This window comes from Mycolicibacterium parafortuitum, from assembly GCF_002086815.1.
GTDB lineage: Bacteria > Actinomycetota > Actinomycetes > Mycobacteriales > Mycobacteriaceae > Mycobacterium > Mycobacterium parafortuitum.
Genome location: NZ_MVID01000004.1, coordinates 173632 through 189481 on the forward strand (window position 1 = coordinate 173632; position 15850 = coordinate 189481).

Annotated in this window: 14 protein-coding genes; 9 read left to right on the forward strand and 5 right to left on the reverse strand. The window is 66.4% G+C overall.

The annotated features are described in order from the left end of the window. The first annotated feature begins 131 nt into the window (after nucleotides 1-131). Genes BST38_RS07335 through BST38_RS07365 form a run of 7 tightly spaced genes read left to right on the forward strand, consistent with a single transcriptional unit; the run spans nucleotide 132 to nucleotide 8344 of the window. Entirely contained in the window at nucleotides 132-1334 is a 1203-nt protein-coding gene (locus tag BST38_RS07335; RefSeq protein ID WP_083142602.1) for an MCE family protein, read from the forward strand. Next, nucleotides 1334-2365 (forward strand): MCE family protein, encoded by a 1032-nt coding sequence (locus BST38_RS07340; RefSeq protein WP_083142603.1) that lies wholly within the window; start codon nucleotides 1334-1336, stop codon nucleotides 2363-2365. Before BST38_RS07335 ends, BST38_RS07340 begins: the two co-directional genes overlap by 1 nt. Continuing rightward, a complete protein-coding gene (locus BST38_RS07345; RefSeq protein ID WP_083142604.1) occupies nucleotides 2355-3422 on the forward strand; it encodes an MCE family protein in 1068 nt (355 codons plus the stop codon). Before BST38_RS07340 ends, BST38_RS07345 begins: the two co-directional genes overlap by 11 nt. Further along, complete coding sequence (locus tag BST38_RS07350) at nucleotides 3419-4744, forward strand: MCE family protein (protein WP_083142605.1); 1326 nt, start codon at nucleotides 3419-3421, stop codon at nucleotides 4742-4744. The genes BST38_RS07345 and BST38_RS07350 overlap by 4 nt, the downstream gene beginning before the upstream one ends. Beyond that, nucleotides 4741-5913, forward strand: a complete 1173-nt coding sequence (locus tag BST38_RS07355) for an MCE family protein (protein ID WP_083142606.1) — start codon at nucleotides 4741-4743, stop codon at nucleotides 5911-5913. Before BST38_RS07350 ends, BST38_RS07355 begins: the two co-directional genes overlap by 4 nt. Continuing rightward, nucleotides 5913-7571: an MCE family protein gene (locus BST38_RS07360; RefSeq protein WP_083142607.1), complete on the forward strand. Its 1659-nt coding sequence runs from the start codon at nucleotides 5913-5915 to the stop codon at nucleotides 7569-7571. The genes BST38_RS07355 and BST38_RS07360 overlap by 1 nt, the downstream gene beginning before the upstream one ends. 53 nt (nucleotides 7572-7624) lie before the next feature. Then, nucleotides 7625-8344, forward strand: coding sequence for a TetR/AcrR family transcriptional regulator (locus tag BST38_RS07365; RefSeq protein ID WP_083142608.1), 720 nt, complete (start codon nucleotides 7625-7627; stop codon nucleotides 8342-8344). A gap of 13 nt (nucleotides 8345-8357) precedes the next feature. Here BST38_RS07365 and BST38_RS07370 read toward each other — a convergent pair whose 3' ends face one another. The 3 genes from BST38_RS07370 to BST38_RS07380 all read right to left on the reverse strand — a co-directional run bounded on the left by BST38_RS07370 (nucleotide 8358) and on the right by BST38_RS07380 (nucleotide 11626). Then, on the reverse strand, nucleotides 8358-9335 hold the full coding sequence (locus tag BST38_RS07370; RefSeq protein ID WP_237160695.1) for a methyltransferase: 978 nt from the start codon (nucleotides 9333-9335) through the stop codon (nucleotides 8358-8360). 142 nt (nucleotides 9336-9477) lie between these two features. Next, nucleotides 9478-10662, reverse strand: a complete 1185-nt coding sequence (locus BST38_RS07375) for an epoxide hydrolase family protein (RefSeq protein WP_237160696.1) — start codon at nucleotides 10660-10662, stop codon at nucleotides 9478-9480. A gap of 46 nt (nucleotides 10663-10708) precedes the next feature. Then, nucleotides 10709-11626, reverse strand: a complete 918-nt coding sequence (locus BST38_RS07380) for an LLM class F420-dependent oxidoreductase (protein ID WP_083142610.1) — start codon at nucleotides 11624-11626, stop codon at nucleotides 10709-10711. Between the two features lie 124 nt (nucleotides 11627-11750). On the opposite strand from BST38_RS07380, the gene BST38_RS07385 reads away from it, so the two are divergent. Continuing rightward, nucleotides 11751-12620 carry an alpha/beta fold hydrolase gene (locus BST38_RS07385; RefSeq protein ID WP_083142611.1) on the forward strand — a complete coding sequence of 290 codons (870 nt, stop codon included), beginning with the start codon at nucleotides 11751-11753 and terminating at the stop codon, nucleotides 12618-12620. A 22-nt stretch (nucleotides 12621-12642) separates the two neighbouring features. Here the strand turns inward: BST38_RS07385 and BST38_RS07390 are convergent, their stop codons facing one another. Then, nucleotides 12643-13428 carry an alpha/beta fold hydrolase gene (locus tag BST38_RS07390; RefSeq protein ID WP_083142612.1) on the reverse strand — a complete coding sequence of 262 codons (786 nt, stop codon included), beginning with the start codon at nucleotides 13426-13428 and terminating at the stop codon, nucleotides 12643-12645. Beyond that, nucleotides 13425-14195 (reverse strand): creatininase family protein, encoded by a 771-nt coding sequence (locus BST38_RS07395; RefSeq protein WP_236645047.1) that lies wholly within the window; start codon nucleotides 14193-14195, stop codon nucleotides 13425-13427. Before BST38_RS07395 ends, BST38_RS07390 begins: the two co-directional genes overlap by 4 nt. 244 nt (nucleotides 14196-14439) lie before the next feature. Between BST38_RS07395 and BST38_RS07400 the strand changes: the two genes are divergently transcribed. Then, entirely contained in the window at nucleotides 14440-15846 is a 1407-nt protein-coding gene (locus BST38_RS07400) for a glutamine synthetase family protein (RefSeq protein WP_083142614.1), read from the forward strand. Nucleotides 15847-15850 lie beyond the last annotated feature (4 nt).

Sequence of the window (15850 nt, forward strand, 5' to 3'; positions counted from 1 at the left end):
GATGTTATAACGGTCGATAGTTTTTCCGATCCGGTCGCTCAACATGCGATGGCAAGGCGCTGTCTCCCAGCGTTGTTGGGCGCCGTCTCGGAGCGCGAACAACCACAGTTGCTTGGAGTAGAAGGCGTTCAGTGGAGACACAGGGAAAGCGCCGCACGAAGGTTCGTGTGGCCGCGGCGCTCTTCGCGGCGAGTTGTGTCGCCGCCGCTGCGCTGACCTTCCTGGGCTATCAGGGCGTGTTCACGCCTACGTCGACCGTGACATTGTCGGCGCCGCGCGCAGGTCTGGTGATGGATCGCGATGCGAAGGTGAAGTTCCTCGGGGTCCCGATCGGCACGGTGTCGGATATCTCCTACGACGGCGTCTCGGCGCAGTTGACGCTCGCGATCCGCACGGACGAACTGGCGAAGATTCCTGCCAATGTGACCGCTCGGATAGCTAGCAGCACCGTGTTCGGGGCCAAGTCCGTCGAACTGCTTCCCCCGTCGCAGCCGAGTGCCGAGCGGCTCCCGCCGCATGCGCATCTGCAGGCCGCCGATGTCAGCGTCGAAGTGAACACGTTGTTCCAGTCGCTGGTAGACACGCTGCAGAAGATCAACCCGGTAGAGCTCAACGCGACCCTGACCGCACTCGCCGAGGGATTGCGCGGCAACGGAAACGACCTCGGCGAAGGTCTCGTGAACGCGAGTGAGTTCCTGGGTGCGGTGAACCCGCACCTGCCGGAGTTGCACGAAAGCCTCCGCAAGCTCACCGATGTCGGCGACATCTACAACGCCGCCGCCAACGACCTAGTGTCCACCCTGGGCAACGTTCCCACCATCAGCGACACGGTCGGCGACGAGCGCGACAACCTCAGCGCCACGCTGCTGGCCGCCACCGGCCTGGCCAATACCGGCGCCGACACCCTCGCCCCGGCCGAAAGCGACCTGATCGCCGCCATCGAGCGCCTGCGCGTCCCCTTACAGGTACTGAGTGACTACTCACCCGAATTCGGTTGTCTGGTCACCTCCTTCGCGAAGGCCTACAAGAAGTTCGGCCCCTACATCGGCGGCATCCAGCCGGCCTTGTTCGTCAATTCGGGCTTCATTCCGGGCTCACCGGCTTACACGTATCCGGAGAGCCTTCCGCTGGTCAACGCCTCCGGGGGACCTAACTGTCGGGGATTGCCCGACCTTCCGACCAAGCAGGGCGTCGGGTCCTGGTACCGCCCACCGTTTCTCGTCACCGACAACGCCTACGTGCCGTATCAGCCGAACACCGAGCTGCAGTTCGACGCTCCGTCCACGTTGCAGTTCCTGTTCAACGGTGCCTACGCGGAACGGGACGACTACTGATGTCGACTCGAGGCGTCGCCGTCAAGGTGGGTATCTTCACGGTGGTCATGCTGCTGGTGCTGGCGGGGCTGGTCCTGACGTTCGGCCAGTTCCGCTTCGGCTCCAGCACGACGTTCCACGCCGACTTCACCTCGGTGTCACGCCTGAAGCCCGGCGAAGACGTCCGTATCGCCGGCATCCCGGTCGGGACGGTCAAAGACATCACCATCACCGGTGATCACGCGACCGTCAGCTTCACCGTCGACAACCGCCAGCAGCTCTATACCTCGACCCGTGCGGCGATCCGCTATCAGAATCTGACCGGCGACCGATATCTGGAGATCCTGGCCGGGCCCGGGGAACTGCGCAAACTTCCTGCCGGAGCGACGATTCCGCGTGACAACACCGAACCGGCTCTGGACCTCGACGCCCTCCTGGGGGGCCTGCGGCCCGTCCTCAAAGGCCTCGACGGGGCCAAACTCAACCAGGTCAGCAACGCCATCATCGAACTGCTCCAGGGCAAGGGCGCCGCGCTGTCCACGGTGCTGGCCGACACCTCCGACTTCACCCACGCCATCGCCGGCCGGGACCGGCTCATTGGCGAGACCATCGACAACCTCACCACGGTCCTGGCCGCTGCCGACGAGAAGACCACCGACCTCGACACCAGCGTGGATCAGCTTCAGCAGTTGATCACCACCCTCAGTATCGGGCGCGACCCCATCGTCAACGCGCTGGAACCCCTGGCCGCCACCGAACGCGATCTCACCGAGGTCCTGCGCACTGCGCGGCGTCCGTTCCAGGGTGTCATCGAGAACGCCGGCCCCCTCGCCGCCGTACTCGACGACCGAAAAGCGGACGTCAATGCCACCATCGAGCCTCTTGCCGAGGACTATCTGCGGCTCAGTGCGCTTGGGGCGTACGGCTCGTTCTTCAACATCTATTTCTGCTCGGTCAAGATCAAGATCAATGGGCCTGCCGGAAGCGACATTGTGCTTCCGGCCGTGAAACCACCCGCGTCGAACAACGGCAGGTGCGACTTTGCCAAGTAACCTTCAAAGCCGAGATCCGTTGCGCACCGGCATCTTCGGGATCGCGATCGTCGTGTGTTTGGTGCTGGTGTCCTTCGGCTATACCAGCCTTCCGTTCTGGCCGCACGGCCAGCGCTACACCGCGTACTTCGCGCATGCCGGCGGCATCGTGCCCGGAAATCCCGTGCAGATCTACGGGCTCTCCGTCGGCGAGGTCAAGACCGTCGAGCTCGACATCTCGACCAGGGCCGCGCGCGTCAGCTTCACCGTCGACCGCAAGATCCGGGTCGGCGATCAATCGCTGGCCGCCATCAAGACCGACACCGTGCTCGGACAACGCTCCATCGAAGTGACTCCCCGCGGCAGCGGAACCGTCACCGCAATACCGCTGAGCCGCACCACGACCCCGTACACCCTCAACAACGCGCTGCAAGACCTCGGGCGCAACGTCGGCGAACTCGACCAGGACACGTTCGTCGAGGCCCTCGACACCCTCACCGCGGCGATGCGCGACGCGACACCCCAGGTGCGGTCGGCACTCGACGGCATCACCGCACTGTCGCGCACCGTCAACCAGCGCGACGACAAGCTGCAACAGCTGCTCGAACACGCCAAGTCGCTGTCTGACGTCGTCGCCGCCCGGTCCGACCAGATCAATCAGCTGATCACCGACGGCAACACCTTGTTCGCCGAGCTCGCGACCCGCCGCCAGGCCATCGACCAACTGATTTCCGGCATCCGGGCGGTCTCCGACCAACTGAGCGGATTTGTCGACGACAACAACGAACACCTCAGACCGGCGCTGACCCGACTGAACCTCGTTCTCGACAACCTCAACGAACGCCGCCAACACCTCTCCGCCGCGCTCACCGGGCTGCCCTCGTACGCCACCGCACTCGGCGAGGTCGTCGGCTCCGGTCCGGGATTCCAGGCCAACGTCTTCGGCGTACCCCCGCCCACGCTCGGCGGGGTCCTCCTCGACGCGTACTTCCAACCCGGCAAGCTGCCCGACAGCCTTTCGGACTTCCTCCGCGGCTTCATCACCGACCGCGCCGTCATCAGGCCGAAGTCACCATGAGAACTCTCAATGCAGCGCTTCAACACAGACTGCCCCGGGTGGTGCTCGCCCTTCTGTTGCTGGGCGCCCTGATCGGTGGGGTCATCACCGCCTGGCCGCGGTCGGCGCCGCTGACCGTCACCGCACACTTCCCGTCCGCGGTGGGCCTCTACCCGGGCGACAATGTCGAAATCCTCGGCGTCCCAGTAGGAACTGTCTCCCGAATCGCGCCAGGGCCGACGCACACCGAGATCACGTTCACCGTCCGCTCCGGCGTCCCCGTACCCGCTGATGCCGCCGCGATCATCGTGGCCCCCAATCTGCTGTCCGCACGCACCATCGAACTGGCACCTGTGTACGACGGCGGACCGGCGCTCACCGACCACGCGGTGATCCCCTCCGACCGCACCGCGGTCCCGGTGGAATGGGACGACGTCAAAGACCAGCTCACCTCGCTCGCGGCCCAGCTCGGCCCGCACGGCACGACCTTGCAGGGGCCACTCAGCGCCGCGATCAACCAGGCCGCGACCACCTTCGAGGGCAACGGCCAATCGTTCCGTGACGCCATCCGGGAACTCTCCCAAACCGCTGGGCGCCTCGGCGATTCCCGCTTCGACCTGGTCGGGACCGTGAAGAACCTGCGCACCCTGGTCGACGTGCTGTCCACAAGCAACGAACAGATCGTGCAGTTCACCGGCCATGTCGCCGCTCTGTCGCAGGTTTTCGCCGACAGCTCCACCGACCTGGCGGGCTCGCTGGCGGCTCTCAATGGTGCACTCGCGCAGGTCAGGGACTTCCTCAACACCAACAACGACACAGTCGGGTCTCAGGCCACCAAGCTGGCCGAGTTCACGTCGCTGCTGACCGAACACAGCGAAGACATCGAGCAGGTGCTGCACGTGGCACCCAATGCGCTGGCGAACTTCTACAACATCTACAACCCGGCGCAGGGATCGATCGGTGCGATCCTGTCGCTGCCCAACATCGCCAATCCCGTGCAGTTTCTGTGTGCCGGTGTGTTCGACGCCGCCGGCACGCCCGAATACTTCAAGCGGACCGAGATCTGCAGGCAACGCATGGGCCCGGTTCTCAAGAGGATCATGATGAACTTCCCGCCCGTCCTGTTCCACCCGATCAACACCATCACCGCCTACAAGGGCCAGATGATCTACGACACCCCCGCCACCCAGGCCAAGGCCCAGACACCGGTATCGCAGTTACAGTGGCTCCCATTGCCCGGGGTGACCCCGCCGACGATGCCGCCCGACACCGACCTTGCCGGTCTGCTGCTACCGGCGGAAGCTGCCGACACAGCGCCGACACCGGCGGGACCGGGGCGATGAGCAGGTCAACGATCCGCGCCGCGAAGATTCTCACCGCACTCGGCTCCACGGCTGTCATCGGTACGGGCTGCGCGTTCGGCGGATTGAACTCGCTGAACCTTCCCGGCACAGCGGGCCACGGCGCCGGCGCGTTCACCATCACCGTGGAACTTCCCGATGTGTCCACGCTGCCACAGAACTCGCCGGTGCTCGTCGATGACGTGACCGTCGGCAGCGTGTCAGGCCAGCAGGTCAGGCAACGGCCCGACGGCACGTTCTATGCGGCGCTGGAATTGTCGCTGAATCCGTCAGTGCATCTGCCGGCCAATGCCACCGTCACGCTCGGACAGACGTCGCTGCTGGGTTCCCAGCACGTCGAGCTCCGGGCGCCGTCGGCCGAACCGGCGGTGGGCGTCCTCGTCGACGGAGCACACATTCCCCAGCAGCGTGCCGGCCGCTACCCGACGACCGAAGAGGTGCTCTCCAGTCTCGGACTGGTCGTCAACAAGGGCAATCTCGGTGTGCTGCAGAACATCACCGACGAGCTTCACCGTGCCGTGGACGGGCGAACCGGCCAGTTCACCAACCTCCTACCGGAGTTGGCCGACCTCACCGCCGCGGTCAGTCGCCAGAGCGACGACATCGTCGCCGCGATGGACTCCATCAACCGCGTGGCCTCGAAGTTCGCCGCGCACGACACCGTCGTCGCCGATGCGCTGGCCGCACTTCCCGAGGCCACCCGCACGCTGAACGCCAACGCCGGCCGTATCGTCGAGACCTTCGCCGCGCTGCAGCGTGTCAGCGAGGTCACCGCCAGGATCCTCGCCCAGACCACAGACGACATCGCCGCGGACATCACCGCTGCCTACGCCGTGGTCAAGCCGCTCGCCGACCACGCGCAGGAACTGATCGACGCGCTGCCCATCATGGTGACCTACCCGTTCCCCCAGACCGGTATCAAACAAGCCGTGCGCGGGGACTACCTCAACGCCATCGCCACCCTCGATATGACCCAGCGCCGTTTCGGCGAGAACTTCTTCACCACCTCGCCGCTGGACCCCAACATGAAGCACCTCAGCGAGATCCTGACCACCCCCGATTTCCTGATCGGCGAGCAAGCCGACCTGTCCGGTCAGGCTGCGGACCCTTTCAAGATCCCTCCGGCCACATCCTCGACGGGCGGACGTTGATGCTGGGCCGCACCATTCGCTGGCAGCTGAGCGTCTTCGCCGTCATCACCGTCCTCGCCCTCGGCGCTGTCGCCATCTTCTACCTGCGGGTGCCCGACACGCTGGGCATCGGGCGCTACACCGTGACCGCGAACTTCGCCGCCAGCGGCGGTCTCTATCCGAATGCGAACGTCACCTATCGCGGGTCCACCGTCGGACGCGTCACCGCTGTCGAGTTGACCGACGACCTCAGCGTCGATGTGCACATGCGGCTGGAGTCGGACGTCGCGATCCCTGCCGACGTCATCGCCGCGGCCAAGAGCGTCTCCGCGATCGGGGAACAGTACGTCGACCTCATCCCGGCGCCCGACCACGCATCCGATACCCCGCTGAGGAACGGGTCCGTCATCGATCGCTCGCACACCACACTCAGCGGAGACGTGGCCGGCCTCCTACGAGAAGCCCAGGACCTCGTCAACTCACTGGACCGCAGCCAGCTCGACGACGTACTCCGCGAGACCGCCACCGCATTCGATCAGTCCGGTCCCGAAGTCGCGCGTCTGATACGTTCCACCACTGCGCTTCTCGGCGAATTTAACGGCGCGCGCGACGACACCACCGCCCTGATCGATCATCTCGGCCCCTTCCTGGACACGCAGATCCGCAGCGGACGAAACATCACCTCGCTCGCCGACGGGCTGGCCCGTTTCACCACCGAATTGCGGGCCGCGGACCCGCAACTGCGGACTCTGCTGCAAACCGCCCCGTCAGCAGCTGACGCCGCCACCGACACCTTCGCCGGGATCCGCCCGTCATTTCCGATGCTGGCCGCCAATCTCGCCAACTTCGGCCGCATCGGGGTGATCTACCACAAGTCGATCGAGCAGACGCTTGTGGTGCTGCCGGCCGTGACCGCCGTACTCATCAGCTCCGCCGAACAGTATCCGCCCGACGAAGGCACAAAGGTCGACTTCAAGCTCGGTCTCGACGACCCTCCCCCATGCAACGTCGGCTTCATCCCGCCGACGCAGATCCGCTCACCCGGCAACCAGACCCTGCGCGAGATCCCCGACGACATGTATTGCAAAGTGCCCCAGAGCTCGTCGCTCGTGGTGCGGGGCGCCCGCAACTATCCGTGCCAGGAGTTCCCCGGCAAGCGCGCGCCCACCGTCGCACTCTGCCGCGACCCCGCCGGATACGTCCCGATCGGTAACCAAGCCTGGCGTGGTCCCGCCGTCCCCGAGAACACACCGATCACCGATCCGCGGAACATTCTGCCGCCGAACAAGTTTCCCTATACTCCGCCCGGTGCCGACTACGACCCTGGTCCGCCGGTGACCGAACTGCCACCCGGGGTTCCCCCGGGTCCCGGGCCCGCCGAGTTCGCGCCGTACCCGTTACCGGTACCGCCGGTACCGCCGGTGACGCCGGGTCCGCCACCCCCGCCGTTGCCGTATCACCCTCCACCCGAACTATGGGTTCCGCCCTACGGCCGGCAGGCCCCGGCCGCGCACTCCGCAACCGGGGAGCCACTCGGCCCGCAGGTGGCCGTCTACGACTCGGCGAACGGACTCTTCCAACACCCCAACGGCGACATCGGTGTCTTCGCCGCCGCCGACAGCAAGGCACCGCCGCCCGAGAACTGGGTCGATCTGCTGCTCAGCCCCCGGCGGACCTGACCATGCGTGACCCGTTCCGGCCGCGCCACGCCGGGCACGAATAGGATCGATACGTGCCGCCTCGAAAGCCACCTCGCAGTGCCGGTGAGGCCCGCACGAGCCACGAACCGACGGCGGACAAGCAGACGAGCGGTTCCGCACCACGCCGCAGCCGGCACCGAAGCCAGGAACGCGCCGACCGCACACGCGAACTGGTCATCGAAGAGACCATCCGATGCATCCGCGAGGAAGGCTTCTCGGCGGCCAGCACCCGCCACATCATCGAACGGGCCGGAGTCAGCACCGGCGTTGTCCAGTACCACTTCGGCGACCGCGACGGCCTACTGACCGCTGTCATCGATCACGCCATCACCACCCTGGTGACGTCGATCAACGAACTCGCCGACGAGGTCGAGGGCATCGAGGACACCGCGGACCGCATGCGCGCGCTCACCGATGCCGCATGGAAGGTCTTCCTCAACCCGGCGAGCCTCACCGCGATGGAGATCCTGATCGCGACCAGATCGCTGCGCTCGACGCTCGGGATGGAGCAACTCGTCAGCCTCCAGCCCGGACTCGAACGCATCGCTGCGCTCATCGGCACGTCGACACCCGATGCCGCCGCGATCACCGACCTTCTGTGGGCGGCACCCCTGGGGCTGATGGTCGGCCAGATGGTCAGCGACGCGCCCTTGCCGACGGAACCCCAACGGCATGCCATGGCGCAGTTGTTGATCGACCACCTGAGCGTGAACAAGCCCGACCCCGCTGAACGCCGCCCGCGTAAGCGCTGACACACGTCGCGGTCTAGATGGCCACGGTCTCGATGACGGCGAACTGACCGGCCCGGGTGATGCCGGTACGCCGCAGCCCGGCCGAGTCGAAGATCGCATCGAACTCGGCGATGTCGCGCTCGCGCCCACCGGTCATGACGAGCATGTTCATGTCCATGAGCGGCGGCAGGCCCGCGGCGCCGGTCTCACCGACGAGGTAGTCGACGACGACGACGCGGCCGCCCGCCTGCAGGGACGCGTGGCAGTTCTTGAGGATTCGTATGCAGCTGTCGTCATCCCAGTCGTGCAGGATGAACTTGAGCACGTACAGATCGCCGCCCGGAACCGACCTGAAGAAGTCGCCGCCGGTCGCTGTGAAGCGAGGGAGCAATCCGTCGCGGCGTGCGGCCTCGACCGCGTCAGGCACCACGTGCGGCAGATCGAAGACGCCCCCGCGCAGATGCGGGTTGGCGCGCATCATCGCCCGGATGACCTCGCCGTTCGCGCCGCCGACGTCCCACGCCCGGTCGACGCCCGCCGTATCGATCGCCTGGGCGATCTCGGCCGCCACAGCGGCGCTGAGGTTGGACATGGCCTCGGTGAACACGGCGGCCTCATCAAGGTTCGCACCGAAATAATCGAACGCGTTCTCGAAGCCGAGCGCGGCCCTGATCTGCCGGTCACCCGTGCGGACCGCGTCCACGAACCGCCCCCAGGGCAACCAGTGCCCCCGTGCACTCATCGCGAGCACCATGCCGCGCAGCGAGTTCGGATCGTCCCTGCGGAGTGTGCCCAGCAAGGACGTGGCGCCGAAGCGCGCGCCGTCGGTGGACGTGACAAGCCCGATCGAGGCCAAGGACCGCAACAGCCGGCGCATGGCGTCGCGGTCGGCATATTCGGCATCGGCGATCGCATCAGCCGTGTCGGCGCCGGCCGCGAGATGGTCCGCGATGTTGAAGATCGCAGCGGCATTGACCATCTGGCTGACCCAGTAGCCGGTGAGCAGTGCCATCATTCGGTCGTAATCCCCGACTTCGGCCGGAATGGAACTCGACATCACAACTCTCCAGTGCTCGGTGGTATTGCCCCTGTCACCGGAGAGTCAACGTGTTTGGCGGCGCCCGCAACAGGCACCCGTCTTCCTAGGAAAACAGCTACCAGGGCTGGCGATGCCGGTAGGGACGGAAGAAGTCGCGCAATTCCGCGGCGTAGAGCTGAGGTTGCTCGAATGGGGCGAAGTGCCCGCCGTGAGCGGGTTCGCTGATGTAGACGGCATTGCTCATTCGGTGCAGCCATTCGCGCGGTGGTCGCACGATGTCGCCGGCGAACAACGAATAGCCCGAGGGCACTTCGATGCGCCGGGCAAGCTGTCCGGCGTCGATCTGGGCGTTCGCCCGGTACATCCGCATCGACGAGCCGATCGTCGACGTGAACCAGTAGATCGACACGTTGGTGAGGATCTCGTCTTTGGTGAAGACACTCTCGATATCGCCGTCGCAGTCGCTCCACGCCCGGAGCTTCTCCACGATCCACGCGGCCAGACCAGCCGGCGAATCGTTGAGGGCGGTGGCGGCGGTCTGCGGTTTGGTGCGGTGTATCGCGGCGTACGCGCCCTCTACGGCACCCCACGTCGTTGCCGTGGCGATCCACTGCCGCTCTGCCGGTGTCAGATCGTTCGCCGTCGGGTCGCCGGTCGGCAACCCGGCGTCCATGCGATGCACCGCGACGACACGATCCGGGAAGTCCAGGGCGAGAAAACGGCTGACGCTGCTGCCGATGTCGCCGCCGACCGCCCCGAAGCGCCGGTAACCGAGGATCTCCATGAGACGCGCCCACATTCGCGAGACCTCAATGGCGTCGAGGGCCTGCGGTGGCCGCTGCGAGAACCCGAACCCGGGTAGGTCGGGGACGACGACATCGAACGCATCGGCCGGGTCGGCCCCGTAACGGCCCGGATCGGTCAGCAGGGGAATGACTTTCGAGTATCGCCAGAACGAGTCGGGCCACCCGTGACTCAGCACCAGGGGCAGTGCGTCAGGCGACGCGGCTCGGGCGTGGACGAAATGGATGTCGAGTCCGTCGATCGGCACCGAGAAGCGCGGCGACGTCGCGAGGGCTTCCTCCTGTTCGGACCACTGGAAGTCGTTCGCCCAGTACTCGACGAGCTCGCGCAGATAGGAGGTGTCCACACCGATCGACCACCCGACGTCATCGGGGGTATCGGGCCATCGAGTGGCCCGAAGTCGGTCGCGGAGGTCGGCGAGCTGCTTGTCGGTGGCGTGCCACGTGAAAGGTGCCGGCATATCCGGCGTGCCGGTGCCGCGGTGGCTGTTGTTCATCGCCCCCCTTACGGTTGGTGGCAATCGCGCCCCGGTTGGCGTGCGATCAGCTGGGCAGCTGGCTCAGCGCCTCCCCCACCTTCGTGACGAGCCCTGGCGTGTAGCCGTGCGTCGGCAGGTTGATGATCACCCCGTCGACTCCGACGTCGAACACACGTCGCTGGATCTCCTCGGCGACCTGTTGGGGTGTGCCGTGGACAGCGCGGCCGCCGGTAGCTTCCTCCATGTCGACCGAGGGTTCGCCGTCGATCACCACGGTGAGAAAGCCGCTGGTTTCCAAGGTCGCTGGATCACGACCGATTTCGGCACATCTCTCCTCGAGCACGCGCAACTTGGCGGGAAGCTCGTCCATGGGCGCGATGATGTTGAGGTGGTCCGCGTACCGGGCTGCCAGCCGGAAGGTCTTCTTCTCACCGCTACCGCCGAGCAACACCGGAATATGGTCGCGGTAGCGCGGCTCGTTGATGGCGCTCTCGGTGTGGTACCACTTGCCCTCGAAGGTCGGCCGGTCTCCGTGGATCATCGGAATCATGATCTGCAGAGCTTCTTCCAGCTTCTCGAATCGCTCGGCGAACGTGCCGAATTCGTAGCCGAGCTGTTGATGCTCCAGCTCGAACCAGCCCGCTCCGACGCCCAGGATCATGCGCCCGCGGTTGATCACGTCCAGTGTGGTGATCTCCTTGGCGAGCAACGTGGGGTTCCGGTAGGTGTTCCCGGTGACCAACGTCGCGAGCTGCACGCGGTCGGTGACGGCGCTCAGCGCTCCCAAGGTGGTGTAGGCCTCCAGTATCGGTTCGTCCGGGGCGCCCAAGCCCGGCAGCTGATAGAAGTGGTCCATCAGGAACACGGTGTCGAATCCGGCGGCCTCAGCCTCCTGCACCTGCGACTTCACCGCCGCGAAGAGTTCGCCTACGGGTAGGCCGTAGGAGAAGTTCGGTATCTGTAATCCAAGTCTCACGGTCATGGCTAGTACGACCTGTCACAGAGCGGTCGTATTCCCGAAGCGCAGTGCCGGCCACCTCCGGGGCCATGGCTGCGCGGTCCATCTCGGCGGTAACGACTACGGCTCGGGACGTGTTGGAACGGGCATGAGCAGCGTCACCCACCACCGCATCACGGTCGACGGCGTCGACACGTTCTACCGCGCCGCAGGCCCTGCCGATGCCCCCGTCCTGCTGCTCCCCCACGGTTACCCGGCCTCGTCGTATGTCTACCGCAACCTGATGGCCGCACTCGGCCACCGCTGGCGCCTCCTCGCCCCAGACCTGCCCGGGTTCGGCTACAGCGCAACGCCTTCCGTCGACGATTTCGGGTACACCTTCGCCGCATACGCGGGCTTCCTGCAATCGTTTGTCGACGCGATGAAGCTCGACCGCTACGTCATCTGGCTCCACGATTACGGCTCCCAGGCCGGTTTGCAATTGGCAATGGCCCATCCCGGCCGAGTCGCCGGGCTCGTCATCCAGAACGGCGACATCTACGAGGACACCTTAGGTCCTAAGTACGACTTCCTCAGGGAGTCTTGGAACAACCCCGGCCCGGGCGCACGGCGTGCGATCGCCCAGCACGTCACGCTCGGCGGCTTCGAGAGCGAGTTCCGTGGTGAACTTCCCGCCGACATCGCCGACCGCATCGGTCCCGACCTGTGGACGCTGCACTGGTCGCTGATGAACACCCCCGAGCGCATCGCCAACCTGATCCGTCTGCTCGAGGATCAGCCGACCACCCTGGCGTGGTTTCCGGCCGAGCAGGCATACCTGCGTGAGCAGCAGCCTCCCGCGCTGATCGTCTGGGGTCCGCACGACGGCTATATGCCCGAGCAGTCGGCCCGTGCCTATCACCGCGACCTGCCCGGCGCACCGCTGCATCTTCTCGGTGGCGGCCACTGGCTACTGGAGACCCATCTCGACGATGTGGTGCCACTGGTCGACGACTTCCTGCACCGAGCCTACGGTTGATCGCCTGGCGCCCTGACGACACTCACATCTGGCCCGATTCCTTGGCGGCTCTGTCGATCACGTCGGCGACGACCCCGGGATGGGTGAGGAACGCGACGTGACTGGCTGCGACCTCGGTGATCTGTGCGCCGATCCGATCGGCGCTCTGCCGCAGCATCCTGGGGTCGATCGCCTGGTCCTGAGTGGCGATCACCGCCCAACTGGGCTTGGTCCGCCAGGCCGCGTCGGTGAAGACGTCTTGGAAAATCGACATGTTGATCGGCACCTGGGCGTCGCGCAGGAACGCCGCGACCTCGTCGGTGGTGTCCGCGGCGAAACCGGCTTTGAACTTCTCGGCGTTCAGGAACCCGAAACCGTCGGGTCCGGTCTCGATCACGAAGGCGGGTGGGGCGGGGTAGTCGGCGTACTGCTGGGCGATCGTCTCGCCGGCATCGGGCGCCAGTCCGGAGACGTAAACCAGCCCGCTCACCTTCGGGTCCACTCCGACCGCGGTGATCACGGCACCACCGTAAGAGTGGCCGACGAGCAGGGTGGGCCCGTCTTGGCGTTCGACGACGCGGCGGGTCGCGGCGATGTCGTCGCTCAGCGAGGTGAGAGGGTTCTGCACGATCGTGACCCGGTATCCCCGGCCGACGAGATCCTCGTAAACGCCCCGCCAGCCGGACCCGTCGGCGAAGGCGCCGTGGACCAGCACGACGTTCTTCACCTCCCCGGGTTGCGCGTGCGCCGGGCCGCCGGGAGCGACCGCGGCGAGGAACACCGCAGCAGATGCGGCGCAGGTGAGCAGACTGCGGAAGGGGATGTTCATAACGGTCCTTTCGTGGGGATGTGCTGGTTGTTCCACGGCGACTCCGCCGTGCGATCGGGAAACGGTTCGGTCTCGGCGCGGACCCGTTCCAGCAGGCGGGTGACTCCGTCGACGACCGCGGTGAACAGGGCCGTGCCGGTCTGCGCGGACGCCGACGTGGGTCGGCCGACGACGCCGCTGTGAGTCACGTCGGGCATCGGATAGGTCAGCACACGCCCAGCGGTGCGGTCCTCTTCGTCGACCGCGCGGTCGAGCATGACCAGTCCCGGGTCGAGATGCAGCACCATCGAGGTCTCGGCGACGTTCGCGTGCGGATCGGTGGCGTCGCTGAAGTAGCCCGCGTGCGCCTCGGCGCTGATGTCGTACAGCGATGCGAAACAGGTTCGTAGCGCGGGATGTTCGTGCCGCAGTGTGAGCAGCGCGCTCTGCGCCGAGGGGCCGTTGGTGGCGTGGGAGTTGATCACCACAAGCTTGCGGAAGCCGGAGGTGAGGACCCAGCGCCCGATGTCGGTGACGATCGCGGTCAACGTCTCGACCGACAGCGACACCGTGCCCGGCCACCGCGCGGTGTGCCCGAGCGAGCAACCGTACGCCACCGCGGGAAGCAGCACGTCGCCGGTGCGTGCGACGGCTGCGGCCGTGGCGGCGACGGCCAGCAGGGCATCGGTGCCGGTGGGCAGGTGGGCGCCGTGTTGTTCGATCGCCCCCAGCGGCAGGACCGCGACCGCTCCCGAACGTGCGGCCGCCGCCACCTCATCGCGATTCATGTCGCACCAGTTGGGCATTCCGCGTCATCCTCCGCTCGCGGCGTCGACGACCGGTTCGGCCGTGAGCAGAAGCTATGTCGCCGAACGGGGCCTGGGGCCGGCATGCCATGAAACTATGGACACCCTGCACGCAGACCGCGTCGACGCAGCCGGGTTAGGTTCGTCGTGCACCCGAACCACTGTCCGTGGGGGCGACGATGCAGTCGATGTCAGGTGACTCCGTTGCTTCGGAAGGAGTTCGACGATGACCGACGTGTCCACTGACGGCACGCAGACCCGGACGGTGAACGGACGGGCGGGCTCCGCCGTGGACGCCGCCCGTGCACTGTTCGAACGCCATCACATCACCACCGTGCAGTTCGGGATGACCGATCTCGACGGCCAGATGCGCGGCAAGTTCGTGCCGGCCGACTTCTTCCTGGACTCGATCGCACCCCGTGGATCGTCGATCCCCAACATCGTTTTCGGCTGGGACATCGAAGACACGTTGATGGACTGCTTCACGCTATCCGGTTGGCACACCGGGTATTCCGATGTGGTGCTGATGCCGGACCTCACGACGTTGCGACCGGTGCCGTGGGAGCCGGGACACGCGTTCGTGCTGTGCGACGTCGTGCACACCGACGGTTCCGCGGTGCCCGTCGCCCCGCGCACGGTGCTGGCCCGCCAGGTGGCGCGCGCCGCTGCGCTCGGCTACCAGCTCACAGCCGGATACGAACTGGAATTCTACCTCTACCGCGAGACGCCGGAGACCGCCGCCGCGAAGGGATACCGGGACCTCACCCCCGCGGCACCGGGCATCGCGACGTTCAGCCTGAACCGGCACAGCGCGCTCGAACATGTCATCGGGGCGATCCGGGAAGGCATGCGCGCCTGCGGCATCCCCATCCTGGCGTCCAACACCGAGTACGGCGCCGGCCAGATCGAGATCAACATCGAGCACGCCGACGTGCTCACCACCGCCGACCGCGTGGCGATCTACAAGAACGGTGTGCGGCGGATCGCCGAGCAGCACGGATATCTCGCCTCCTTCATGGCTAAGGTGTCCACGGACGCGGCCGGCTCCAGTGCCCACATCCACCAGAGCATGCAGTCGCTGGCCCAGCCCGCCCGCAACGCGATGTGGTCCGGCGACGGCCCGTCGGCCCTCATGCGCCACGCGGTGGCCGGTCAGTTGGCCACGATGGGCGACTTCACCGCGCTGTACTGCCCGACGGTCAACTCCTACAAGCGTCGTGTGCCGGGGTCCTGGTCGCCGGTCGCAGCGGTGTGGGGCACCGACAACCGCACCGCGGCGCTGCGCGCCATCGCCAATGACGAAGCGGCCTGCCGGATGGAGAACCGTCTGCCGGGCGCCGACGCCAATCCCTATCTGGCGTTGGCGGCGTGCCTGGCCGGGGTGCTGCACGGCGTAGAGAACCAACTGGAGCCGCCCGCACCGGTACTCGGCAACGCCTACGACGGCGACGCACCGCTTCTCCCCCGCTCGCTGGCCGAAGCCGTCGACGCGCTCGCATCCAGCACCACCGCCCGCACCGCGTTCGGCGACGCGTTCGTCGACCACTATCTGGCCTCCCGCATCTGGGAGCGCGACCGCCACCGCGAAGCCGTCAGCGATTGGGAGACCGCGCGTTATCTGACCCGCATCTGAGTCA